We start from the raw sequence: 24,860 nt of genomic DNA on the forward strand, positions 1-24,860 counted from the left end.
TACTTCTCCTTTTCCTTTGGTGATTTCTCTGCCAAAAGGACGGCGAATTTGGGCAAATGGTTCCCTTCACAACTCATTATTGTCCAGAGTCTGGAGACTTTGGAATCCATCACCAGCCTTCGGCGAGCCGGGCGGCGTGTTTCTCGGGCAAGCCCGCTTCACGGATGCGGTTTTGCACATCGGCGATATCGTACATGACCCGTTTGGGAGTCCAGGTGCGCGCCTCGGTGTCGTAGATGGCGTAGGCGGCTCGCGGGTCGCGGTCGCGGGGTTGTCCCACCGAGCCAGGATTGAGTATCACCTTCGGATGGAGGGGAAGCGCCGCATCCGGCTTGGCATGTTCAGCGGCAACCTGTCCCGTCCTCTCCTTGAGGGTGAAACTGCACTGGATGTGCGTATGCCCGACGAAACACACATCCGTATCGAAATGATCGAAGTTCAGGCTTGCCGTCGTCGAATTGAGAATGTATTCCCACAAGGGGTCGCGCGGACTTCCATGGACGATGGTCGCCTCGCTCCGCACTTTCGGCTTGGATGGCAGCGACCGGATGAAATCCATGTTGCTGGCGGAGAGCACCTGCTCGTGATACATCAGCGAACGCTTGGCGTCGCCGTTGAAGGTTTCGAGCGACATTCTGCCGATCACAGCCACATCGTGATTGCCCATCAGGCAGGTGAGGTTTTTTATCTCGCGCACCTCCTCCACCACCGCGTTCGGGTCGGGACCATACCCGACAAGATCGCCGAGACACCAGGTCTCATCCACCTGGCCGGCATCCTTCAATACCGCCTCCAGCGCGTTGTAATTCGCGTGAATATCCGACATCACCAAAATTCGCATATTACTCCAAGAGCCTCGCTATGTGCTCGATGATTCTTTCCGCCGCTTCGCTTTTGCTCATCAACGGCAGTCTTTCCTGCGTCCCATCTGCAAACAACAACGTAAGACGATTCGTCTCGACTGCAAATCCCGCATCCTTCGCCGAGACGTCGTTTGCAGCGATGAAATCCAATCCCTTGGATTTTAACTTCTCGGATGCGTTCTGCAATAGATCGCGACTCTCCGCCGCAAACCCGACCGTGACCTTGAAACGCTTCTGGACCCCGCTCTGGCTTGATACGGTTTTCAAAATGTCGGGCGCGGCCTCGAGTTGGATTTGCGGAATCCCGTCCCGCTTCTTTATCTTATCCTTCGCCATTTCCTTCGGGCGGAAGTCCGCGGCCGCGGCCGCCATGACAAGCGCATCGCCCGTTTCGATCAGCAACGCATCGAGCATATCCTGCGCACTTTTGACGGGAACAACGATCGCTCCAACAGGCGGTGTCAAAGCCGTCGGTGCAGTGATGAGAGTTACATCTGCGCCCGAATCGATCGCTGCCTGCGCTAGCGCATAACCCTGCCTGCCCGATGAATGATTCGTGATCACCCTTACCGGGTCGATGGATTCTTGTGTCCCGCCGGCGGTAACGACGACTTTTTTGCCCGCGAGTTTTCCATTTTTACTGAGCGTAAGGCGGATATGACCTAGAATTTCCATCGGCTCGATCATACGCCCCACGCCAGATAAACCCGAAGCGAGGTGCCCCGCGGCGGGTCCAGCAACCAGCACACCGCGAGTCTGAAGCGTTTTGAGATTCTCCTGCGTGGCCGGGTGGTCGAACATCCCGCCATCCATGGCAGGCGCGATCAAAATAGGGCAGGTCGCCGCCAGCGCAGTGACGGTCAACAGGTTATCCGCGATGCCGTGTGCGAGTTTTGCCATCGTATCCGCCGTACAGGGAGCGATGACCAACAGATCCGCCATCTTGCCAAGGCTGACATGCATGACGTGCGCTTCATTGCCCCACAGGTCTTTGTCGGTGAAGGCGCGGCGCCCGGTGACGGATTGGAATGTGAGCGGCGTGACGAATTTTTCCCCCGCGCCTGTCAGGATTACATCCACGTTCGTCCCAGCCTGGGTCAATTTGGAAGCCAGGTCTGCCGCTTTGAATGCCGCGATGGAGCCGGTCACGCCGAGGAGAACATGCTTGCCTTTCAGGATGGACATACGGGAGATTATACTTCCAACAGAAAGTATAACAGCGGGAGGACCCGAAGGGCTCCCATCCATCCCGGATACGGATGATAGTTCCATGACAATATTTCGCGAACCAGGCTGGGGTACCGAACTGAGATATAATAAATCAACATTTATTGTCCGTTCTACATAATTAATAAGGAGTATATTCATGAAGAAATTAGCAGCGACTTTCATAATTCTTATTACCCTGCTTTCCCTCACGACCGGTTCAGCCCTTGCCGCTAATGGAATTCTCACTCTGCGCAGTGTCGGAAACAACCCCGGCGGCGGCGTGCTCTTCGTCTTCGAATACACGGGTAACTTCACCGAAGGCGATTTCAAGAACGGATCTGTGCTGTTCAATGGGCAGTATTACCCCCTCGATTGCAACATCGTGGAAGGGGAAGGCGTGGTGCAATGCACGGCTTCGCGGGCGCTTGCCGGGCAATTTGTCCAGGTCTTCCTTGCCGGTTTTGTCTTCTGGGATAGAGTCCCTGAAGGCGGCGGGCCGCGCGGGTTTGGCGGGTACTGCTATAACGTTTACGATTATCCGATCGAGGGCCAACCCGATGCATGGATTTTCCAGGGACAGCATTGCCAGGAAGGACCTGCTTCTCAAGGTGATATGATTAATTTCTATTCGCCCTATTGGGAAGACTATTATGATTACTTCTTCGAGGTAAATGGTCTTCCCTGGACCCAGGATCCCAGTACTAACCCTGGAGAAGGTTACTATTACGAAGAAAGCGGGAACGGAGAAGGTTTTGATGAATAAATCGAGAAAAAGTTAGAATCCGTCCAGTGCAACAGAGCGATATATCAACAAGCCGCCCTTTCGAAAGAAGGGCGGCTTTATTTAACCTTTCCAATAGTATGTGAAATTGGTTGGGGATTAAGCCCGGCAGTATAATCTCAACCGTGACCGACACGCAAAAACGCGATCCAAGGCTGGATATATTGAAAGGCATCGGCTGTGCCCTGATGATAATAACCCATTCCAAGCTCAAGATGTTGAATTACGAAGAGATCATTTTTTGGGCAATCTCGCCCTGGATGTGGGTCGTCCTGCTTCTATTGATTTTTGCAGCATCATTCGCGATTCCCAAACCATCTTATGTAAGTTATTTCGAACTTCTACCCGGCGTTGCTTTCGCAGTCTACTATCCATTATTGGGTAGAATACTCAAAGAGAGAAACCCATGAAGATCATCGAAACCGCCGAACCGTTTTTGCTCCCGGGCAATCGCACGGGGATTTTACTGATTCACGGCTTTACAGGCACGCCGAAGGAAATGCGCTGGATGGGGGATTATCTCAATGGGCTGGGATATTCCTGCCTCGGCGTTCGACTTGCCGGTCATGCCACGACCCCGGAGGATATGATCGCCTCACGCTGGACCGATTGGGCAGCCTCCGTTGAAGATGGCTTTCACCTGCTCTCGGGTTTCGCTGACCGAATCTTTCTCGCCGGCCTTTCGATGGGCGGTATCTTATCCCTGCTGATGTCCACACGGATGAATGTCGCAGGAATCATCGCCATGTCCACGCCCTACCTCCTGCCCAATGACCCGAAGGATTACCCGGTCTGGTATATCAAATTTAACAGCCGCTTCATTAAGTTCCTGTCAAAGTCGAAAGAGGCGCCGGGAGCATCATGGTTCGACAAGGAAGCCTACAAGGATCATGTTTCCTACCCTCAGAATCCCGTCCGTTCGATCGCGGAGTTGAAGTCGCTGCTGGGGGAGATGCGCGCAGCTTTGCCTTCAGTGAACAAGCCGGTCTTGTTGATCCACTCCAAAGACGATGCCTATGTATTGCCTGGCAATATGGAAAGGTTATACGCGGCGCTGGTCAATGCGCCGGATAAGACAAAGGTTTATGTAACGGGATCAGGTCACGTCGTCACGCGTGATGCAGCGCGCCAGCATGTGTTCGAATTGGCGCGGGACTTCATCCGACGCGTCGAAGACTCAAAAGCCTGAGTCAAATCAACCCAGGCTCGTTTCTCTGATTTGCGCCTACACCACCTTCTCCCGCATCACCGAACTGATGTAATCCATGATGGATACCACGATCGCAATGGCGATCATCTGGACGCTGGCGGCACGGTAGTTCAACAGGTTGATGTTCTGAAGAAGCAGGAAACCGATCCCGCCGCCGCCACCGAAACCAATGATGGTGGACATGCGCACGTTGATATCCCAGCGGTACATGGTGTATGAAATATACGGCGGGACGATCTGCGGTACGACGGCATAAATGATGGTTTGCAGGCGGTTCGCGCCGGTGGCTTGGATTGCTTCAAGCGGGCCTGCCATGATGCTCTCGACCTGCTCGGAATAAAGTTTTGCGAGGCTGGCGATCGTATGCAGGGAGAGCGCCAGCACGCCTGCGAACGGGCCGATGCCGACCCATACAACGAAGACGACAACCATGATCAGCGCTTCGATGGATCGCAAAGCATTGAATATCGTTCTGGCAATATAGTAGATGGTCAGCCCGATCGGTAAAGGCCACTTGGGGCTATTCCAAATTGCGAGGAGCAAACCCAAAAAACCTCCTATCCCCGCTGGCCAGTAGAGTGTCTTAATTGGGTCGTCGATCAGATACAGCCATTCTGCACCTGCTCCCATTAATCCGAACAAGACAACCCCGGCAATCGTTGCAAGCACAAGGTTTAAGACCTTGTTCAAACCTTGTGAAGTACGCTCGCTGATGAACAAGCCTAATTGGCTGGCAACGCTGCTCAAAACCCCGGCCCCAGCCAACGCGGTTGACAAGACAATGACCATTCCGAGAATTTCCCCTAAATCGGAGATGAACGTGCTAATAAAACCAAAACCACCCATCGGTGCTATAAGGGAATTCCCAATTTCGACCAACAGACTCGAAAGCATGAAAAGACTGCCAATCAAGAACAATGCGCTGAAGACCAGTACGGCGATTCGCGCTATACGGAGTTGAAGCGATGGACGCGTCAACTCTTCTTGCGGCAAGGCCCAACGCGCTCCAAGTATTGAGAGAGTTGGCGCAATGAAAATACCGACCGACGTCAGAAGCACATTATCAGTGAGTATCCCGCTCAGGCTTTCCGCCCAGCGTGCCAATGCAGTGCCCAGGGCAAGCCCAATGGGTATGAGGATCAAGGATAAGGAAATGCTCGTGAGCGAAGATTTGATGTTTTTCATCAAATTTCGCGCGGCAAAGAAACTAAGCGGGATGGATAGCAAAGTTCCCAATGTCGTTGCCAGGAGGGCCAGGAAGACTGTTTCGACAATTTTGTCCCAGGTATCCAATGCAGATTTGGTCAGCCGAGGCGCGCCAACGTCCTGACGAGTAATAACTTGGACTTCGAACGGTTCAGCCCGTTCCCGTTTTGGAAGGGTGGCTGTGATCAAAAAGTGACCGTCTGCATCGGTGGTAAATGCTCCAAATTGCAATTCGACATCTTGCGCAGGAACGAGAAGGATTCCCCCCGACGTGTTCGGATAGAGATTGAATCCCTCGATGGTGACCTCTCCCTGCGGGTCGGTACAGGCCGGCGTGATTACTGCATAAGGACCGCTCATATCCTGTTCAGGCGGCACATACCCGTTTGTAGGACATGGAAGCATGACAAAGGTGACTGCTGCGCGGGTTTCCTGCTCATACTCGAAGATGTGCGGTCTGGCTAATGCCCGAAGGATGCGAAATAGTTGTTCCTGGCGGCGCGGAGATTGTGTTTCTTCGAGATCCACCTGCGTGACCTGGAAGCCATAGGCATAGATCACGAATCCAGCAAGCAATGCCAGCCCCAGCCCCAGCGATCGCAGAAAATTTCGCTCTTTTTTCATGATGCCTCCCTTATCCGATCCGCTCGGCGTCGCGGCCATAGATCTCTTTGAACTTTTTATCGTCGATCTCGCCGGGAAGTCCGTCGAAAACCAGGTTGCCGTTATTAAGGGCAATGACGCGGTCTGCGTAGCGATGCACCAGGTCCAGGAAATGCAGACTGCAAAGGACGGTCACGCCATCCTCTTTGTTGATCAGGTCAAGATACTGCATGATGCTGTGGGCGAGGACGGGGTCGAGGCTGGCGACCGGTTCGTCTGCAAGGATCATTTCCGGATCCTGCATGAGGGCGCGCGCAATGCCCACACGCTGCTGTTGTCCCCCGCTCAGTTCATCTGCGCGGATGTTTGCTTTATCGGCTATCCCCACCCGTTCAAGTTGCTTGTAACCCTTTTCAATATCGTTTTTGGGAAAGCGGTTGAGCAGACTCCATGCCGGGTTGACATAACCCAGACGCCCAGCCAAAACGTTGGTCAGAACGGTCGAGCGATGGACTAGGTTAAATTGCTGGAAGACCATGCCGATCTTTCGGCGTATCACCCGTAGTTCGTTCTCTGATGCCGCCGTAATGTCCGTATCGTTGAAGAGTATTTTTCCCTTTGTCGGCTCGATCAAACGGTTGATACAGCGCAAGAGAGTGGATTTGCCCGACCCGCTTAAGCCAATGACCGCCAGAAATTGACCTTTGGGCACCTCGAAACTTACATCTTTAAGAGCCTGCACCCCGCCTTCATAGACTTTGGTTAGGTTGGTAATCTTGAGCATGGTTTTCCATAGAGTTAGGATGAAATTACGGACGGGGAACTCCCCGTCCGTAATTATCTTAATTATTGATCAGGTCTAGACATCGTCGAGGGTCAATCCGAGCCTCTTGATCGCCGCGCGGATGAGGTCGTAATCCGCATCTGTGGCGGTCGTGATGCCGACCCAGTTGTAGAAGTCGCGGCTTCCCATGGTGTCTGCCCATTCTTGGGTAGTGGAGAAGTCAAGCAGGGCTTGCTCGATCTGGGCGCGCACGTCCGCCGGGAATTCGGGACCGAAGGACAGCGTGTCGTTCGGGATCTCGGGCGAGAGGGTCAGGATGCGGACCTTCTGCGCTACATCCGGGGCTTCGGTGCGGACCAAGGCACGGGCATCAACGATCTCCCAGCCGGTGCAGATCAAGGCTTCGGCGGTAGCATCGGGCGCACAGGAGTCGAGAACATCGGCGGGAACGTCCCACATTTCGGGAGTAACGGATCCAGCGAACCAATCCGCTTCGGTCCAGGCATCATTGCCTTCGGGGTTGACAGGCGCATTGTAGAAAACCGAGGCGAAGTCCACTTCGCCATTATAGACGGCAGTCACTGATTGACCATGTCCGCCGGTCTCAACCGATTCGCTCGGGGCGATTCCGTACTGCTCGAACATGCCTTGAGGAGCAAGGTTTCCGGAACCGGAAAGGGCGCTGCCATAGCCGAACTTGGCGCCATTGAGATCTTCGAAGGTCTGGAATTCACTGTCTCGGGCTACGATAATCGCTGCCCAGTAGACGGAGGTCTTGCTGCTTCCGCGCAGAGCCTTGAACGCAACGTCCACGCCGCACAGGTCATTCGCAAGGACGTAGCCCACAGCGGGGATAAAGCCCATTGTATCGGCGGGAGAGGCGCACATTTCTTCGATGGTGGCGGCGTACGAGGTCGGAACGGAGACTTCGAAGGTCAGGCCAGTGGCTTCGTTCAAAGCGGCAGCCATTACTTCACCGCCGCTTACGATCACTTGAGCATCCACCGAGGGAACGAACAGCACCTTGATCGGATGCTCTTCCGATCCGATGGCGGGCATTTCAGGCGTGGGTTCGGGGGTGGGAGCCTCGGTGGGGGCTTCCGTCGCGACGGGCGGTTCTGTGGCGGGCGCGCCGCAGGCGCTGAGCAACATCGAGGCGGTCACGATGAGGGTCAGCAGGACGAACAGGGAACGTTTATTCATCTTTTTCTCCTCTTGAAATGAATTGGGAAATTGGGGCATTCGCCCCGACTGCTTGATGATACCGCTTGTTAACATGGTTAACAAGTACGCAACCCTTAAAAAATGAAGCACCATCCACCTGTAAGGGTTGAAAATTGTCCTTGCATTTTGCGGCATCTTCGTCATTATATCTGAATTAATGCATGATGAGGCATGAACTTGTAAAATCTATTCATCGGTCTGATTGGGTTGTCGACCTGTTCACAAATTGTAATAGGCGAGTCGGAGGCGTTTGACAAAATAAATCTCCCGCCGATTTGTGGTCAACGGGAGATTCTTTCAGATTGGAACCTATTTCGCTCTCATTCGGTTATTACGCGGGTTGTGCTCCACTTCCGCGAGACCCAGTGCCTCCATCAATGGCGGGATGTACATGGCAAACCGCCCGCGGAAGCCTTTCTTGAGTCCATACCAACCGCCGATGGGATTCTTCGGCGAACGCGCCCAGTGTTCGACGGTGCCGGGCACGGCTTCCTGTTTCTCGTCCTTGCTTCCGAGTTCCATCCAATCGCCGTGTTTTTTCAGCATCTCGTGCAGGTCTTTGATGGCGCGAAAATCGTAGTGCAAGACCGTTGTGCCCACCGTGCAGACGAGGATCTCCTTTCCATCCTTTGTTTCAACATGCATGGTGTAATCCGACGTGAACGGCGGGGTCTTCAACTTCCAGGGTTTGTCTTTGGTTCTCTTTTCCATTTCGAGTCTCCTTACTTTTTCGATTTTTGGATCGTCTCTGCTTCCTTCTTCAGGTCTGCCGTGAACTTGTCGAAGGATTCATCGAAGGAGGGGATCATCCCGGCGAATAGCGGGAACAACGGACCGCCGATTCGTTCCGACATTGAAAATTGTGTGCCGCCCCCCGATTTTTCCAGGCTGTACACGCGGCTTCCCATCGCGTCGCCCCATGCGAGTCGTTTCTCCGGCACGAATTCCTTGACCTTCAATTTGAACGTCCGCTTCGCATCCAACGTGGATTTGAGTTCGATAGCCCCACCTGCCTTGATTTCCCCTTGGATCGATGTGACGGTCGAATTCCAGCGCGGATAGTCCGCGGCGTGGGTGAGGAGCGCCCAAACGATGGCGGGATCAGCCGCAATCGAGGCGTGAACCGACGTCTCCCGGCTGAAGGTTTTTCTAATTGTTTTCGCTTTTTGTTCCATTTCGATCTCCTTTCTATTTGGACGACTGGAGGTCGAAAAACGATAGGAAATTAATCGTTATTTTGGAGGTATTTTTCCATCACCTGGCGGTTGTGTTCGAGGTGATGAAGCTGCAATTTCGCCGCCCCCGACATGAACGGATCGAGTTCCTGCAGGATGTTCATCCGCAAATCGAACAACTCGTCCCGGTTTCGGTCTTCCGCCGCGCGTACCATCTCGATCTTGACCAGTTCCTCCTGCACCTCTTGCTTCGGGTTGAAGATGCCGTTCAACTCGGTGCATTGGTGACAGATGCCCTGCTTGTTGATGAGAGAACAGCGCTGGTCGAATATGTCCATCATCTTCTTGCGGCTGACGTGCAGGTGATATTTCACCATCGCCTCGGAGAGCTGCAGGATCTGCGCGATCTCTTTGACCTTGAAGTCGTACACTTCCTTCAACAGGATGACGAGGTGCCCCTCCAGCGGAAGCGATTTGGAAATGCAGGTAAAGCAAAAGGCGATGTGTTCCTTGATCTCGAAATTCCCCTGCGGCGACGTTTGCCGAATGTGCATCGCTTCCTGGAAGAACTCACGGTTGCCGAGGGCTTCCTCCCGGCAGATATCGGTCACGTTTTCAGGCCAGCGTTTTTGTGACCGAAGCAGATCTTTGGCGAGGTTGGATGCGATGCTGAACACCCACGTCTTCAATGACGATTCGCCCCTGAATGTGTTGATCTTTGATTGCGCTTTGAGGTATGTTTCCTGAACGATATCCTCAGCATCCTGCACGCTGGCGGTGAGGCGCAGGAGGAAGGACTTGAGTTCGCGCTGAAAGGTTGGGAATTGGATGGAGAGGTCGTCGGTTGACATGCTGGGAAAATGCTTTTTTTCGTGGGCGAAGATTAGTTATGCCGCTCCAGCCATTGCACGATATCTGCAAAGACCTGGGCGCGGGGTGGTTTTGGTTTGAAATGAGAGGGTCACTGGTCTATTCACGGACCGTGTCGGCGCCCCGCGCGATATGAGCGAAATCAAGGCCGGGGTTGATGGAAGTCGACGGTGTCAGGCGGGAGAGCAGGGGGATGTTAAAGGAGTTTGGAAACATTCTTACCTCTTGGATAAGGAATCCACGCCGCTTGTCAGTTAAGGCGGGTATTCTACCATCTAATCACTGCTCACTATTCACCAGGCTTCCATACAACTTCCGGGCATCACACTCAACTTCGCAGTTCTTCTCGAACCTGCATCAAAATTCTACCCAGCATATTTTTGCCAGTCCCATTGGCGCCGCATCCCCAGTAATAATCCCTGGTCGTTTTCTCGATGATCTCCTCTTGCCCGGTTGATAAGAGTAGCTGCTTCAAATCAGAATGCGCCTGGAACTTAGCCAACACCGCGCGATACATGAATTCATCCTTCCTCTCCTCCCAATCAGAACGGATTGGCACCTTGCGGCTGCGACCGAGACGCGCGGCGATCATTGGCGAAGGCGTTGATCTTATTCTCTCACGATACTCATCATCTTCGAACTTCTGCGCTTGAAAATAATGTTCGCTGGTGGGCCAGATCAAGCCATCCAGTTCGAATGGATGCCGGGAGAAGTTGGAGAACGCTCCATATTGATCTTTTGTTGAGTAGAAGTAGATGGCCATTTCGGCGGTAGGAGCCGCGTGCTAAGATGTGTCGTTTGTCAATATCGAAACGAAGCCGAATCGCCTTCGATGTGCAGCAGGAACTCCCTGATTTCATCCCCGCTCAACGGGTCAACCAGGCGAAGCCCCAGCGCTTCGATTTGTTGATAGGCTTTATCAAACTGTTCCCACTCTTCGGCTTCCACCTGTTCTCGTGCTCGATCGAAGAGCGGTTTGACGCTTTGGAACGCATCCGTTGGCGTGAATGTGCAGTAACGCCATGGAAAGTCGTTGTCTGTCTCTTTGAGAGTGCCAAGCACAATATCGCCCTGCTTCAGGTGGAAAGTCAGCGCCATGTGGAATTATGACCCTTTGATCCCTTTCCTTGTCGTTTCTTTCTGCCACGCGTCGATTCGTTTTTGAGCGTAACCTTCGATCATCGAATTGCCGCACTTGGCGAGCAGTTGCAGTTTCTCGAAAGCCTCCGGTGTGCCAATATCTGCCAAAGCCCAGGTGCATTTTCTCGCCAGGCTACCAAACTCATCATAAGCAAGATAGTCATGGTTTGCAAGCGCTGCTCGATAAAGTGCATCAACGGCTCTTGGGTCTTTTAAAATTTGCAAAGCATGGGCAGCATCTTCATGCTTTCGATGCCAGGGCAACTCCAGGATCGTAATCAGAACAGGCGCGGCAGCCGGAAAAAATCCCGCCGCAGAAAGGACGATCAATGCGCATTCAATATCATCGGCATTTTGGGATCTGACGGCATCCTCCAGCAAAGATAGTACTGACTTTGGTTCTTTTTGTACATCGAAACCGAGCGCTTTGTTTAAGTCGTTGAGATTATGTGTACCCGCAAAATCAAGGATTGCCTCGCGTTTCTTTTCATCCATAAAATTCTCTTGTGAGGATGCCTGCCAATACCGATGTTACTTCTTTCAAAATCATTCCGGATAATTGCCGACTGAGAAATTATATGCCCAAAGAATGCACATGACCATGACGTATAAAAAATTCCCCGCCGACCTTACGCCGACGGGAGCCACTGATCACTGATCACTGGTAATTTCTCCCCATACAACTTGCGATGCACCACGCTCAACGCGCGGACCTGCTCCGCAGCATGATACGATGACCTCACCAGTGGATTTGATTCCACCCATTTGAAACCAATTGAATAACCATACTCGCGCAGTTCGGCGAACTCTTCCATGGTGTAGTAACGATCCATGAGCATGTGCTTTTTGCTCGGTTGCAAATACTGACCGATGGTCAGGATGTCCACTCCCCAACTGCGCTGGTCGCGCATCACGGCTTTGACCTCGTCCATGGTTTCGCCAAGCCCAAGCATGATTCCGCTCTTGGTCAGCACATCGGGATCGAGTTTCTTGGCATTTGATAAGGTCGCCGCCGCCCACTCGTAGTTATCCTGCGGCTGTACCTGCTTGAACAATCGCGGCACGGTTTCCACATTGTGGTTGAGGATTTCAGGCCGCGCATCCATGACGATCTTCAAGGCTTCGATGCTGCCTTTGAAATCAGGTATCAGGACTTCGATGGAACATCCCGGCAGCAATTCTCTAATTCTCCGAATCACCATCGCGAAAATAGGCGCGCCGCCATCCCTTCGTTCGTCGCGATTCACAGATGTAATGACAGCGTGTTTCAACTCCATGGCTTTGACGGCTTGCGCCACACGCTCGGCTTCGTTCCAATCCAATAAAGCGGGCTTGCCGTGTTTGATGTCGCAGAATCCGCAGGTGCGTGTGCAAACATCGCCGAGCATCAAAAACGTCGCAGTGCCGCTGCCCCAGCATTCGCCGAGGTTCGGGCACATGGCTTCTTCGCAGACGGTGTGCAGTTCCTTCTTGCGCATCAATCCGTGCAGCCATTCATAGGTCTCGCCCGAAGGCGCGCGGACTTTGATCCAATCCGGGCGGCGGAGGGGGCGCGAATCCGTTTGCGGGGAGACTCGGTCTCGGGTTGGTGTGACAGGCATAAGGTCCTTTTGAAGCGCATGTCATCGCGAGGAGCGGAGCGTCGAAGCAATCCCATCATAAATTAGAAGATTGCTTTGCCTGCGCCTCGCAATTAAATGAAAATCATTTTTTCTTTACGATCAATCTCAAACCACGAACTTCGACGACCTCGATTTTATCACCCTTACGAATCTCGCCGGACTCGGGGGATTTTTCCGCGCTCCAGAGTTCGGATTCCAACTGGACCTGTCCCGCCTCGCCGTCGAACGTTTTGGCTGATCCTGTTTTCCCGACATAGGATTCCGCCCCCATGGATATTGGTTTATGCAGCGAACGTAATGCGATCATCATGATGGCGAAAAAGATCAGGCCGAGGAAGATGCCAGTTCCGACCACGAGGGGAACCGACACACGCTGGAACTCCGGCGTGCCCGGCGAGTTGAACAGAACCAGCGCGCCGACGATAAAGGACGCGACCCCCGCCGTTGTCAATGCGCCGTGCGTGGGCGCTTTGATATCGAGCACGAATAAAACGAATGCGATGATGAGAAAGATGACGCCGAACCAATTGACGGGCAATACGCCCAACCCATAGATTGCAAGGGTGATGCAGACCGCGCCGATGAATCCCGCCACCCAGCCGCCGGGGCTGGAAAGTTCAATGAGGATCGCCTGCACGCCAATAGCGAGTAGTAAGAACGCGATGTTCGGGTCGGTGAGCAGAAGCAGGAGTTGTTCAATGAAACTGATGTCCAGCGGTTGGACTTCGATGCCGGTAGTTTCAAGCGTGCGCGGGCCGTTTTTCATCGCGACCGTGAAACCGTTCAAGCCTTCCAGAAGGTCGTCGAGGTCGTTGGCAATGAAATCGATGAGACCCGCCTCCAGCGCTTCATCGGCGGTGACGGCTTTGGCTTCATCGATCATCGCCTCGGCGAGTTCCAACGCCTTTTCTCCGCGCGGAGTCACAAACGGGCGGATCGAGGCTTTGACGATTTCCTTCGCTTTTGCATCCGCAGTGCTGTTGAGGTCTTCGCCGGAACTTGTGATGGGACTGGATGCGCCGATGGATGACTCGGGTGCCATGGCCGAGGCGTGACCCGCCATCGTGATCATCGCGCCCGCGCTCCCGGCGATGGCGTTTCGCGGCGCAACATACACCACCACCGGCACGTCGCTGTCGCGGATCGCGGCAATGATCTCCAGCATGGTATCCACGCTTCCACCCGGCGTGTTGAGTTGGATGACAAGCACTTCCGCATCCCGTTGGTCTGCGGTTTCGATGCCGCGTTTGATGTATTCGAGCATTGGCGGCATGATGGGACCGTCTGCGGTCAGGACCACTGCGACAGGATTGTTCCCTTGCGCAAGGACGGTTTGAGCAAACGCCAACATGATAATAAGAAAAAGAAGGATGCGTCTGGTTTTCATGGTTGTTTCTGATTCCTGAAACCATTATACTGGTTGTGGAGGGCATCATGACTGAAACTAAGCGAACATTCACACTGCGCTCGATCCTATTGATGGTCATTGTGGTATTTGTCATCCCATTCCTGCCGATGATCATATCCGGCGTATGGGATTGGCTGGAGGCGTGGACATACGCGATCATCAGCATCTTTGGATTCATCCTCAGTCGCGCCCTGGCGGCGAGACGACACCCCGATATTCTGGCGGAACGCTCGCGTTCCATCGAATTGACGGATGCAAAGCCCTGGGACAAAATCCTTGCCCCCATGCTGGCCTTCGGCTCCATCGCAATCCTTGTCGTGGCTGGGTTCGATAAACTTTTCGGCTGGACTTCCGCGTTTTCGCCGCCCATCAAAATCGCATCCTTGATCCTGATCCTGCTTGGCTTTATCTTCGGCTCATGGGCATTGATCGAGAACCGCTTCTTCTCCGGCGTTGTCCGCATTCAAACCGACCGCGGACATCATGTCATTACAACGGGACCCTACCGCTTCATCCGTCACCCGGGCTATGGCGGCGCATTATGGACATATCTCGCCATGCCCTTTCTGCTCGACTCGCTTTGGGCGCTCATCCCTGCGGTCTTGCTGGTCTTCGTTCTCGTGGTCAGGACATCGCTGGAAGATAAAACCCTGCAAACCGAACTCCCCGGTTACAAAGAGTACGCGCGGATAACAAAGTACCGTTTGTTCCCGGGGATTTGGTAGTTATGTTGTCACCCTGAGCGATGGGGAAGGGTCTCAACTGCAATACCAGAGACTCTCTGTCGGAGTGACATATCAAAAAATTAGAACAATCCTTCCAAATACTGCTTCGTCCGTTCGTGTTTGGGGTTGTTGAATACATCGTGCGCAGGACCGGCTTCTGCAACTTCGCCGAGATACATATAAATGACATGATCTGCCAATCGCTTTGCCTGACGCAGCGTGTGCGTCACAATGACGATGGTGTAATCCTTCTTCAATTCGATCAAACGGCTTTCGATGTTCTGTGAGGAGATCGGGTCGAGCGCGGAGGTGGGTTCGTCGCCGAGGATGATTTCCGGTTCGACCGCCAGGCCGCGGGCGAGGCAGAGGCGCTGTTGCTGTCCGATGGAAAGAGAGGTCGCGGGGTCGTGCATCCGCTTTTGGACTTCTTCCCATAAGCCTGCAATTTCCAAATAATGCCGCACGGATTTTTTATATTCGGCGCGTTCTTTCTTCATCTGGTGGATGCGCATGCCGTAGGCGACATTGTCGTAGATGGACATGGGCAGGGGTGAAGGACGCTGTGCCAGCAGCCCAACCACCTTTCGGACTTCGGTCACGTCCACCGCAGGGTCGTAGATGTTTTCGCCGTCCACCAGTACTTCGCCGGTGAGTTTGACGTCCTCGGTCAGTTCAAAGAAGCGATTGAAGGTTTTTAATAAAGTGGTTTTGCCGCAGCCGCTGGGTCCCATAATGACGGTGATCTGGTTCTTTGGGATTTCAATATTAATATCTTTCAGGGCGTGTTGCTTGCCGTAATAGGCGTTGAGGTTATTAACTTGGATGTGGGTGTTGTCCATGTTCAATCCTTTACGAATTATGTAATAGGTGATGCAATAATCGTTATTTGATCGTGTACCGATTTAATCTTGCCGACAACCAGCGCGAACCAAAACTGACGAGCAGGACGATGATGGTCAAAATCAGGGCAGCGGCATATCCGCGCTCGCGGACTTCGGGGTAGGGGGAACCGAGTTGGAAGAAGACCGCCAGAGGGAGAGACGCAGTTGGATTCATCAACGAGGTGGTGATTCGGTCGGTGTAACCTGCGGTGAACAGCACCGAGGCCGCGTCACCGATGCCGCGGCCGAAGGCAAGCAGAATGGCGGTGATGATGCCCGGCAGCATTTGGCGGGTGACGACATTGAGCGCCACTTCGAATTTGGTGGAACCGAGCGCGAGGGCGGCATGTTCCAGGTCGGCGGGCATGCGGCGGATGACTTCATCCATGGCGCGGGTCATGATGGGCAGTTCGACGAGCGCGAGAACGATGATGCCTGCAAGCAGTGAGGCACGCATGCCGAGCAAGATCATCAATGCAAAACCAAACGCGCCGTACACAATCGATGGTATGCCCCACAACACATCCAGCGAGAGGCGGACGTACTCACCCCAGCGTGATTTACCGAGATAGGCTTTGAGATAGAGCGCAATCGGCACGCTCAACAGCATGGCAAGGAAAGTTCCACCTGTGGCGAGATATGCCGAGCCGATGATGGCGTTAAGAATGCCGCCACCTTTGCCCATGTAATATCCGCCTTTGGGGACTTGCGAGACCATTTCCCATGAAAGCGAAGGAAGTCCGCGTGAGATGATCGTCCAGAGAATTAAACCAAGCGCGCCTGCGACGATCAGCAGGGCGATTCTCATAATGGTTTTGATAAATAGTTCGACGATGTGACGCCGTTCGAAATGTTTCTTTTGAAATTTAATCCGATTGCTCCTTCCGCCGTCCTCGGCGGAAGCGGCGGCGGGGACGCCGCCTTGAGCATAGTTATTGTTTTTCATGAACGCCTCAAGAAACGCTGGAGTACCAGCGTGGAAAGAATGTTAAAGATGAGGATGACCACCAATAAAACTAAAGCCGCCCCGAGCAGCGCCGCATCATACAGCGGAATGGACATCATCTCGCCATAGTTGTTGGCGATCAGCGCGGGCAGCGGATAGGCAGTATCAAAAACAGAAGTAGGAATTTGCGGGACGTTTCCCACCACCATCAGCACGGCGATGGTCTCGCCCAACGCGCGCGAGGCTCCCAGCACAATGGCGGCAACAATGCCGGGCAGGACTTGCGGCAAGACGATAGTGCGAATGGTCTGCCATTGAGTCGCGCCAACGGCGAGAGCCGCGTGACGCAAGTCATTGGGGACAGTGGAGAGCACTTCAAAGATAACCGAGATAATCAGCGGAGCGATCATCACAGCGAGCACGATTCCGCCTGCGAGGATTCCGAATCCTGTCGGCTGGGTAACTGCTAAAAAGGGAATAGAACCAAGCCAACGTTCAGAGAGAGGCGCAAGCACGTCATCCACGAACGGCACGATGGACAGCAATCCCCACACGCCATAGACGACGGGCGGGATGGCGGCGAGCACATCCAGAATGGGTTTGGCGATGGTACGAAGACGGTTATGGGCATATTCCGCGAGGTAGACCGAAACCAGTAAGCAAGGCGGAACAGCAAGCAATACGCCAACGGTTGTCACCCACAGTGTGCCAAGAATGAACGGAAGAAAGCCGAATTGACCATCGTTGGGTCGCCAGATATCGCCAAATAACAATTCGCTAAAACTGTAAGAATTCAAAATGGGGTAAGCGCGCACGACCAATGCCGTTGCCACAATGATGATGAGCACCACAGGCACAAGTGTGATGATAAAAAATGTGCGTTGTGCGGCTCGATTCGTTCTGGCGCGAGACGGCGTAGAAGGGCGGCTTAGCCGCCCTTCCGTTTTGATTTGGGTCAATTCGATTTCGCTCATTGTTCAAGCTTCGCGAGAGACTCGGCTTGTTGCTCCGGGGTTAGCGGGACATAGCCTGCCGCTTCCAAATACTGTTGACCATCGGTCAGGATCCACTTGATGAATTCAAGTTCCAATCCTTCGGGTTTGCCGAGTGTGGCAAGGTTTTCAAAACGGGCGGGGGGAGAGGGATACGTTCCGTTTGCCACTGCGCTGAAGGCATCTTCCTTTACTTGATAAACTTCGCCTGCATCTGCTGTACCGTTCTCATTGATATCGATCGGAGGGATGAGGATTCCAGGAACGAGATTCCCATTGCTCAGATCAAAGATGCTGTTGAGGTTGCCGAAGCCAATGCCAAGCGGATCTTTCAACACGGTGTCGAGCATGGAGGGTTCACCGTTCACACCGATACCAAGCAGGTCTTCCTGTGCTTCGCCGCCGCTATACTTTGCCCATTGCTCGGCTGCGCCTGCCGCGTCAGAGCGGGTGAACACATTGATCTTATCGGTGATGGACGGGTCGCCAACGACTTCACCCCATGTTGTGATCTCACCTGTGATGTAGATCTTGTTGTAGGTTTCCTGTGTAATGCCTTGCGCCATCAATTGCTCTGCCACTGGATTCTCAACATTGATGATCGGGAAGACCGCATCCTTCGTCACCGACACCCAGAAGATGCCTTGCGCGGTTTCTTCTTCCTTGATGCTGCGCGAGATCATGCCAATGTCCACTGCGCCAGCGATGGTATCGGTCATGCCTTTGCCCGCGCCGCCGCCCTGCACATCGAATTGCACATCAGGATGCAGTTTGGTGAACTCTTCTGCCCAGACGGTCATCATGGGGTAGAGGGCGAACGCACCAGAGATGGACAGTGTGCCGCTCAATTCGGATGAAGTGCCCGCCTCAGACTCAGGGACGGCTGCTGCTTCAGGCGCGGCGGTCCCACACGCTGTAAGGGACACCGCCAAAAGCAAAAGAAGAGACAGCCAGGTTATGGTTTGTTTTCGCATATTGTTTCTCCAATCCATTTATTTTTATATAAAGCCTATTGAGTAAGTATGGATTTAGAGTAAAAAAAAAGATTTTTACTTCGAGACCTCGAGTATCTCGAAAAACCCTACTAGACTAATAGGTTATGTATATTATCATAATTCAGCGGCTGAATTTTGTCAATACCGAATCCAACACGCCACAGGCAGAATCACCCCAACTTGACAGACACATTTTTTATACTATACTGCCCCAGTAGGTCTAATCAAGAAGGTAGAGTATTGAAATGAAATTAACCACCCGCAGCGAATATGCCCTCCTCGCCCTTGTCTATCTTGCCCGCAATCAAAATGAAAGTTTCATCTCCATTGATGTCATTGCTACTGCTCAGGGAATCCCACCCAAATTCTTGGAGCAACTCATGCTGGCGCTCAAACGCGCTCATTTCCTCCGCAGCGCCAAGGGGCAAAAAGGCGGTTATCGTCTCGCCAAACGCCCTGACCAGATCCCTCTTGCCGACGTCATTCGCTTATTCGATGGCGCTCTCGCCCCTACAGAATCGGTCAGCGAGAATTTTTACGAATCAACACCTATTGAAAAAGAGAAGAAACTGACGAAGGTCTTCAAGGACATTCGGGATTATGTCTCGAATAAACTGGAGAAGACTACGATAGCGGATGTGGCAAAGTGACATAGAAGGTCGGTCCGACCTGATCCCATAACATGGGACACGCATCTGCCAGGTCTTAATTTTGAAATACAGGTTGGGATGGGGTTTGTTACAATCAAAATACATGAATAAATTTTTTGTATTCATTATCCTCTTCCTCGGTGTGATTGTGGTTTCGCTTAGCTTCAGCGAACTCGAAACCATTCTTCTCACTTTGCAAAAGGCGCACATAGGTTTCTTCGCGCTTGCGCTTTTGGTTCAGATCGTTTGGTTCATCTCCAGTGGGCGCATGTACCAATCCGTTTTTCACTTACTTGGCGTGCATGAAGATGTATTCACATTGAGCCGTATCGCCACCGCGGCGAACTTTATCAACGTCGTGGCGCCAACTGCCGGGGCGGGCGGAGTCGCCCTCTTCGCGGCGGAGGCGCATCGTCGCGGGCATCCCACCGGAAAGGTCACGGTGGCGGCGGCGTTATTCCTCCTGCTCGACCAGGCGGCATTTCTCGTCATCCTTGCGTTGGGATTGATCGTTCTCATCCGCCGCAATGATTTGAACGCCGGGGAAATCTCCGCCTCGCTCTTCCTGTTTGGAATCGCCGCCACCTACGGATCTGTTCTATACATCGGGTATCGGTCCGCCGAAAAACTGGGGAACCTGCTCGCGAAATTTGCACGCGGAGTCAACCGCATCGTGCATCTTTTTCGCGGGGAAAATTATCTCAGCGAAGATCGCGCACACGAGTTCGCCCATGAGATAGCGGACGGCTTCTCAGGGTTGACGGAAAAACCGTCCAGCCTGGTCCGCCCCGTCCTGTGGGGTATCTTCGACAAGGGATTGTTGATGATGATTCTCGTCTGCTCCTTTCTTGCATTCGAAGTCCCGTTCTCGGCGGGCACCATCATCGCCGGGTTTTCGATGGCGTATCTTTTTCTCATCGTTTCACCCACGCCATCCGGCATTGGCATCGTCGAAGGCATCATGCCCATTGCACTGACCTCGCTCAACGTCAATTGGAGTCAATCCGTCGTCATCACACTGCTCTATCGCGCTGCCACCTTTTGGTTTCCGCTGGGAGTCGGCGCGTGGGCGTTCCGCACTCTTCACAAGGAACGCAGCGAACCTGTGGATTGACTCTCATGCTTTCATCGCTTCTGGATTTTTGGAAACAGGATGAAGAAACTGCGCCAAACCTTGTTGCCTGGCAGGCGACTCCACCCCGCGCCGCACAGACGCATCCTTTCCCGAACGATATGCCTGAATCGCTTCGAGATGCCTTATCTTCCCGGACCATTTCCCTGCTCTATTCCCATCAACTGACAGCCTGGACTCATGCCCGCGCCGGACTAAACCTCATCCTCGCCACCGGCACCGCCAGCGGAAAGACCCTTGCCTACAACCTGCCCGTCCTCGCAAAGTTGATCGAAGATTCGCAATCTCGCGCGTTATATCTCTTCCCCACCAAAGCGCTCACCCAGGATCAACAATCGAACCTCGAATCTTTTCAATCCTCAATCGCAAATCTAAAATCGGCAATCTATGATGGAGACACTCCCCAGTCCCATCGCCCCGTCATTCGAAAAACTGCCAACATCATCCTGACCAACCCCGACATGCTCCATACAGGCATCCTCCCGCATCACGCCAACTGGAGCGATTTCTTCTCCAACCTCAAATTTGTGGTTATTGACGAAGCCCACGCGTATCGGGGCGTCTTTGGTTCGCATGTCGCGAATGTGATTCGCAGGCTCAAACGCGTGGCGAAGTTTCATGGCGCAAATTTGCAGTTCATCCTTTCATCAGCAACGATTGGCAACCCAAAGGAACTCGCGGAGAATCTGATCGAAGGACCGGTCGAATTGGTGGATAACGATGGTTCCTCGCGAGGGGCACGCCATTTCATCATCTACAATCCGCCTGTTTTGAATCCGGCCCTGGGGTTACGGAAAAGCAGCCTGCTCGAAGGCGTGAGGCTCGCAACTCACCTGCTTTTACACGACATTCAATCCGTGGTCTTTGCCAGAACCCGAAGAAGCGTCGAGATGCTGTTGACTCACTTGCAGGAAGGAAAAGAGGAAGAAAGAAGAAAAAATGCCAATGGAGATTTCTTTCCTGTTTCCTCTTTCATTCGGGGATACCGAAGCGGCTACCTTCCAACCCAGCGCCGCGAGATCGAGCAGGGACTCCGCGACGGCTCTGTCAAAACCGTTGTCGCAACAAATGCGCTCGAACTCGGCATTGACATCGGCGGGTTGGGCGCTTCGCTCATGGTTGGGTATCCCGGTACGATAGCCAGCGCGCGCCAGCAAGCCGGTCGCGCCGGGCGCGGGGATACTCCAGCTGCTGCGGTTTTGATCACCAATTCCAACCCGCTCGATCAGTTCCTGGCGCATCATCCTGAATATTTCTTCGAACGTTCGCCCGAAATGGCGCTGGTCAACCCGAATCATCTGTTGATTTTGCTCAATCACCTGCGCTGCGCCATGTTCGAACTGCCATTTCAACAGGGCGAGGGCTTCGGCTCGTTGTCCTGGGAGTTGATCGAAGAGTATCTTCAGTTTCTGCTTTCCAATAACGAAGCGCATTTCTCGAACGAAAAATATTTCTGGATGCAGGATGCCTATCCCGCTGCGAACATTTCACTGCGTTCCGCATCGCCGCAAGGCGTGGTCTTGCAATCCGCCGATGCGGATGGCAAACCGATGACCGTTGGCACAGTGGACGGCGAATCGGCGAACTGGATGGTCCATCCCGGCGCGATCTACATGCACGAAGCCCAGCAGTATTTCGTGCAGGAACTCGACATCGATAATCACATTGCCCACCTTGTGCCTGTTGGCTTGGACTATTACACCGAAGCCCAGCAGCAATCGGAGATTCAGATCACGGCTCTGCAGGCTCAAGCCGCCGTCCCCGGCGGGGAGAAGGCGTATGGCGAAATCCAAGTCACCACGCAAGTCGTTGGGTTTCGCAAACTGCGCTGGTTCACGAACGAGAATCTCGGGCAGGAGCCGCTCGACATGCCGCCTTCCGAGTTACAAACAACAGGTTATTGGCTGACTCTTTCTGAATCCGCGCTGAAAACATTGCGCGATGCCGGCTTATGGACAAACGACCCGAACAACTACGGACCGGACTGGCAAAAGGTAAGACTCTCTGTCAGAAAACGGGACCAGTTCAAATGTCAGGTATGCGGCGCGGCGGAGACGAATCGCGAACATGATGTGCATCACAAGATTCCCTTCCGTGCTTTTATTCAGGATGGAAAAGTGAATCATGAGCAAGCCAACCGCCTCGAAAATCTGACCACACTCTGTCAAAGCTGCCATCGCAAAGTGGAGCAAAATGTGCGTATCCGCAGCGGTTTGACGGGATTGGGATTCGTGCTGGGCAACCTTGCCCCGTTGTTCTTGATGTGCGATGCGGGCGACCTCGGAATTTACACCGAACCAGCATGGTCCGCGGTCGGCGGTCTGCCGTCTGTAGTTCTGTATGACCTCGTCCCGGCGGGAATCGGTTTCAGTGCGAAATTATTCGAATTGCACGATGAATTGATCCGCCGTGCGCATGAACTCGTAAACGATTGCGCCTGCGAAGACGGCTGCCCTTCGTGCGTGGGTCCTGGCGGGGAGAACGGGCATGGGGGCAGGGCGGAGACGCTTGCGATCCTGGAACAGTTGTTGAAATAGTTTTCACATTGGGGGAACCGCATGATGAATATTCATGAAACTTGTGACTTGCATCATGTACAAAACAGACCATCTTTATACATATTTAATCCAAACTTCTACAATCTCAGTTGTGATTTCGTCCGAAAGAGGGAAAATATCAACTGTATCGAGGTGAGCCATGACCGATAAAAACGGGAAGTCGCACATGCCAAAGGATTCTTTTTTCTTCGAGAAGGTCGTTCCTGCATCGCTGGTCTTCATGGGACTTGTCATGCTTGGGCTGATCATCTTCGCGGCGGGCGTACTGCTTGGCTTCATCAAATTCTAAACAGGAGAAAATCATGTCGATCAATCATGTTCTTCCTTTCTTGTCGACCCTTATCATGCTGGTCTTTACGGTCAGCGTCCTGCGAAGATATATTGTGCGTCGTCAGGCGCACTTCCTGTTCTGGGGCATCGGTCTGGCCATGTTCGGCGCTGGGAGTTTTGCCGAAGCCTACCTTGCCCTGGCGTGGAATAAATGGATATTCTTTGCATGGTACTTGTTCGGCGCGGCATTGAATGCCGCCTGGCTGGGTCATGGGACGATGTATTTACTTGTCCGTAAGCCCTGGGTGCATGGCGTGACCGCACTCCTTATAATCGGCAGTTTGTTTGCGGGCTATCTTATGCTGCAAGCCATACCGAAACTGGATGAAGCCGTCTTCACGACCGATAAGATCATCAGCGAGCAGTATGGGACGAAGGTCCTCGATGAAGGCGAGTCCGCGCCCGCCGGTGCGTTGACCATCACCACCACTTATCGGGGTGAAGAAGTGACCGCCGTACGCGGACTGCTCCCGCTTGGTACCCCGGTGCGTCTTACAACCCCGTTCTTCAACATCTATGGTCTGATCACGCTTGTGGGCGGCGCGATCTACTCGGCGTTCCTGTTCTGGCGGAAGCGCGTAATGCCGAATCGCGTGATCGCAAATGTCCTGATCGCAGCCGGAGCGTTGCTGATCGGATTTGCCAGCACGCTCACCCGCCTCGGGTATGGAGAATACCTGTATGTTGGGGAGTTGTTCTCTGCCATCCTGATGTACGCGGGCTTCCAGCTTGCCGCAAAGCCCCAGCCGCATGAAATGCTCGAGTCGGTTCCCGCACCAGCATCGGCGGATTAAGTTGAATCAAAAAGAGCCGGAGTCATTCTGCGGCTCTTTTTAATTTTAAGTGTGTCAATCTGAGTGGTGCAAAGCGCCACGAAGGGTCACTAATATTGTCATAGAGATCCTTCGCTATCGGGATGACAAGCATTAATGGTTTGCGTTTTCCAGCTTGCGATACGTTTCCAACAAACTGATGAGGATGTCATCCGTGAAGGCATGCATGCGGGTGTACATTTCGGTCGCGCGCCGTGCCGGGACATTTGCCTCAGTGAACACCTTAATGACAGACTCGACCAGCGTATCGCGAAAGAATAGGAATGCCTTCGCCGCATCCACATAGCTCAGGTTGTAGCGGCGCGCCCGCGAGGCGTATTCGTAGCCGATGGCATGGGCTTCGTGCGAAGCTTCCTTTCCGTTCGTTGCCACATAGGTCATCAAGCCCTGGAAGAGCGAACGAGCGCTCGCGCGATATTGTGTGCGCGCATCCTCGTCCAGTTTTTGATACCAGGTTTCCTCCTGCAGACGCCCCTCCGAGATCTGCATGCGGACATTCCTCACGATCTCCTGCATCATTCCCTCGGGTTCAATCGCCTCCTCTCTGGACCTTTGGGTTGATTCGGCCCAGAGGAGAATTTCCCCACGCTTATAGCGGCGGTGCCCTCCCTGCGTCTTGTGGACGGGTAGGATGCCCTTATCCGACCACTGCCGCACTGTGCTCGGATGAACTCCAAGCAGATCTGCCGCCCCTGCGAGAGAAAGCCATTCATTCTGGGTCAT

Annotated in this window: 27 protein-coding genes; 9 read left to right on the forward strand and 18 right to left on the reverse strand. The window is 53.4% G+C overall.

All coding sequences use genetic code 11. The features are described 5' to 3' along the window. Positions 1-109 precede the first annotated feature (109 nt). Both HS100_06930 and coaBC read right to left on the reverse strand, forming a co-directional pair. The gene (locus tag HS100_06930; GenBank protein MBE7433632.1) at positions 110-841 is read right to left on the reverse strand and encodes a metallophosphoesterase family protein; all 732 of its coding nucleotides are present in this window, start codon (positions 839-841) and stop codon (positions 110-112) included. A gap of 1 nt (position 842) precedes the next feature. Beyond that, the gene (gene coaBC / locus HS100_06935) at positions 843-2,048 is read right to left on the reverse strand and encodes a bifunctional phosphopantothenoylcysteine decarboxylase/phosphopantothenate--cysteine ligase CoaBC (protein MBE7433633.1); all 1,206 of its coding nucleotides are present in this window, start codon (positions 2,046-2,048) and stop codon (positions 843-845) included. A gap of 181 nt (positions 2,049-2,229) precedes the next feature. Here coaBC and HS100_06940 point away from each other — a divergent pair, with 181 nt between their 5' ends. The 3 genes from HS100_06940 (at position 2,230) to HS100_06950 (ending at position 4,042) form a co-directional block, all read left to right on the forward strand. Further along, complete coding sequence (locus tag HS100_06940) at positions 2,230-2,835, forward strand: hypothetical protein (protein MBE7433634.1); 606 nt, start codon at positions 2,230-2,232, stop codon at positions 2,833-2,835. Between the two features lie 143 nt (positions 2,836-2,978). Beyond that, positions 2,979-3,263: a hypothetical protein gene (locus HS100_06945; protein MBE7433635.1), complete on the forward strand. Its 285-nt coding sequence runs from the start codon at positions 2,979-2,981 to the stop codon at positions 3,261-3,263. Next, on the forward strand, positions 3,260-4,042 hold the full coding sequence (locus HS100_06950; GenBank protein MBE7433636.1) for an alpha/beta fold hydrolase: 783 nt from the start codon (positions 3,260-3,262) through the stop codon (positions 4,040-4,042). Before HS100_06945 ends, HS100_06950 begins: the two co-directional genes overlap by 4 nt. A gap of 36 nt (positions 4,043-4,078) precedes the next feature. On the opposite strand, the gene HS100_06955 is transcribed toward HS100_06950, so the two are convergent. The 11 genes from HS100_06955 to HS100_07005 all read right to left on the reverse strand — a co-directional run bounded on the left by HS100_06955 (position 4,079) and on the right by HS100_07005 (position 14,074). Next, a complete protein-coding gene (locus tag HS100_06955; protein MBE7433637.1) occupies positions 4,079-4,957 on the reverse strand; it encodes an ABC transporter permease subunit in 879 nt (292 codons plus the stop codon). A gap of 946 nt (positions 4,958-5,903) precedes the next feature. Then, positions 5,904-6,656, reverse strand: coding sequence for a phosphonate ABC transporter ATP-binding protein (gene phnC, locus HS100_06960; GenBank protein ID MBE7433638.1), 753 nt, complete (start codon positions 6,654-6,656; stop codon positions 5,904-5,906). A gap of 75 nt (positions 6,657-6,731) precedes the next feature. Continuing rightward, entirely contained in the window at positions 6,732-7,859 is a 1,128-nt protein-coding gene (phnD, locus tag HS100_06965) for a phosphate/phosphite/phosphonate ABC transporter substrate-binding protein (protein MBE7433639.1), read from the reverse strand. Between the two features lie 330 nt (positions 7,860-8,189). After that, positions 8,190-8,591, reverse strand: a complete 402-nt coding sequence (locus HS100_06970) for a hypothetical protein (protein ID MBE7433640.1) — start codon at positions 8,589-8,591, stop codon at positions 8,190-8,192. 11 nt (positions 8,592-8,602) lie between these two features. After that, positions 8,603-9,055 (reverse strand): SRPBCC domain-containing protein, encoded by a 453-nt coding sequence (locus HS100_06975; GenBank protein MBE7433641.1) that lies wholly within the window; start codon positions 9,053-9,055, stop codon positions 8,603-8,605. 50 nt (positions 9,056-9,105) lie between these two features. Beyond that, the gene (locus tag HS100_06980; protein MBE7433642.1) at positions 9,106-9,906 is read right to left on the reverse strand and encodes a sigma-70 family RNA polymerase sigma factor; all 801 of its coding nucleotides are present in this window, start codon (positions 9,904-9,906) and stop codon (positions 9,106-9,108) included. 347 nt (positions 9,907-10,253) lie between these two features. Beyond that, complete coding sequence (locus tag HS100_06985) at positions 10,254-10,688, reverse strand: NADAR family protein (protein MBE7433643.1); 435 nt, start codon at positions 10,686-10,688, stop codon at positions 10,254-10,256. Positions 10,689-10,726: 38 nt separating this feature from the next. Further along, complete coding sequence (locus tag HS100_06990; protein ID MBE7433644.1) at positions 10,727-11,023, reverse strand: hypothetical protein; 297 nt, start codon at positions 11,021-11,023, stop codon at positions 10,727-10,729. A gap of 6 nt (positions 11,024-11,029) precedes the next feature. Next, positions 11,030-11,560 (reverse strand): hypothetical protein, encoded by a 531-nt coding sequence (locus HS100_06995; GenBank protein ID MBE7433645.1) that lies wholly within the window; start codon positions 11,558-11,560, stop codon positions 11,030-11,032. Positions 11,561-11,694: 134 nt separating this feature from the next. After that, the gene (gene lipA / locus HS100_07000) at positions 11,695-12,666 is read right to left on the reverse strand and encodes a lipoyl synthase (protein ID MBE7433646.1); all 972 of its coding nucleotides are present in this window, start codon (positions 12,664-12,666) and stop codon (positions 11,695-11,697) included. 103 nt (positions 12,667-12,769) lie between these two features. Continuing rightward, on the reverse strand, positions 12,770-14,074 hold the full coding sequence (locus HS100_07005; protein MBE7433647.1) for a nodulation protein NfeD: 1,305 nt from the start codon (positions 14,072-14,074) through the stop codon (positions 12,770-12,772). Positions 14,075-14,121: 47 nt separating this feature from the next. Here HS100_07005 and HS100_07010 point away from each other — a divergent pair, with 47 nt between their 5' ends. Beyond that, on the forward strand, positions 14,122-14,820 hold the full coding sequence (locus tag HS100_07010; GenBank protein ID MBE7433648.1) for an isoprenylcysteine carboxylmethyltransferase family protein: 699 nt from the start codon (positions 14,122-14,124) through the stop codon (positions 14,818-14,820). Between the two features lie 80 nt (positions 14,821-14,900). Here the strand turns inward: HS100_07010 and HS100_07015 are convergent, their stop codons facing one another. The 4 genes from HS100_07015 to HS100_07030 are packed head-to-tail and all read right to left on the reverse strand — an operon-like array spanning position 14,901 to position 18,613. After that, on the reverse strand, positions 14,901-15,659 hold the full coding sequence (locus HS100_07015) for a phosphate ABC transporter ATP-binding protein (protein ID MBE7433649.1): 759 nt from the start codon (positions 15,657-15,659) through the stop codon (positions 14,901-14,903). 43 nt (positions 15,660-15,702) lie between these two features. Next, positions 15,703-16,647, reverse strand: coding sequence for a phosphate ABC transporter permease PstA (pstA, locus tag HS100_07020; protein ID MBE7433650.1), 945 nt, complete (start codon positions 16,645-16,647; stop codon positions 15,703-15,705). Further along, complete coding sequence (pstC, locus tag HS100_07025; GenBank protein MBE7433651.1) at positions 16,644-17,621, reverse strand: phosphate ABC transporter permease subunit PstC; 978 nt, start codon at positions 17,619-17,621, stop codon at positions 16,644-16,646. The genes pstA and pstC overlap by 4 nt, the downstream gene beginning before the upstream one ends. Beyond that, positions 17,618-18,613 (reverse strand): substrate-binding domain-containing protein, encoded by a 996-nt coding sequence (locus HS100_07030; protein ID MBE7433652.1) that lies wholly within the window; start codon positions 18,611-18,613, stop codon positions 17,618-17,620. Before HS100_07030 ends, pstC begins: the two co-directional genes overlap by 4 nt. Positions 18,614-18,879: 266 nt before the next feature. Here HS100_07030 and HS100_07035 point away from each other — a divergent pair, with 266 nt between their 5' ends. From HS100_07035 to HS100_07055, 5 genes are all read left to right on the forward strand, one after another. Next, the gene (locus HS100_07035) at positions 18,880-19,284 is read left to right on the forward strand and encodes an Rrf2 family transcriptional regulator (GenBank protein ID MBE7433653.1); all 405 of its coding nucleotides are present in this window, start codon (positions 18,880-18,882) and stop codon (positions 19,282-19,284) included. Positions 19,285-19,387: 103 nt separating this feature from the next. Continuing rightward, positions 19,388-20,398: a flippase-like domain-containing protein gene (locus tag HS100_07040; GenBank protein ID MBE7433654.1), complete on the forward strand. Its 1,011-nt coding sequence runs from the start codon at positions 19,388-19,390 to the stop codon at positions 20,396-20,398. A gap of 5 nt (positions 20,399-20,403) precedes the next feature. Then, positions 20,404-22,953 (forward strand): DEAD/DEAH box helicase, encoded by a 2,550-nt coding sequence (locus tag HS100_07045; protein MBE7433655.1) that lies wholly within the window; start codon positions 20,404-20,406, stop codon positions 22,951-22,953. A gap of 160 nt (positions 22,954-23,113) precedes the next feature. Beyond that, positions 23,114-23,263 (forward strand): hypothetical protein, encoded by a 150-nt coding sequence (locus HS100_07050; GenBank protein MBE7433656.1) that lies wholly within the window; start codon positions 23,114-23,116, stop codon positions 23,261-23,263. 13 nt (positions 23,264-23,276) lie between these two features. After that, positions 23,277-24,098: a hypothetical protein gene (locus HS100_07055; protein ID MBE7433657.1), complete on the forward strand. Its 822-nt coding sequence runs from the start codon at positions 23,277-23,279 to the stop codon at positions 24,096-24,098. Between the two features lie 132 nt (positions 24,099-24,230). On the opposite strand, the gene HS100_07060 is transcribed toward HS100_07055, so the two are convergent. After that, the gene (locus HS100_07060; GenBank protein MBE7433658.1) at positions 24,231-24,860 is read right to left on the reverse strand and encodes a helix-turn-helix domain-containing protein; all 630 of its coding nucleotides are present in this window, start codon (positions 24,858-24,860) and stop codon (positions 24,231-24,233) included.

The sequence above is a fragment of the Anaerolineales bacterium genome (genome assembly GCA_015075725.1).
In the GTDB taxonomy this organism is placed as follows: domain Bacteria; phylum Chloroflexota; class Anaerolineae; order Anaerolineales; family Villigracilaceae; genus Villigracilis.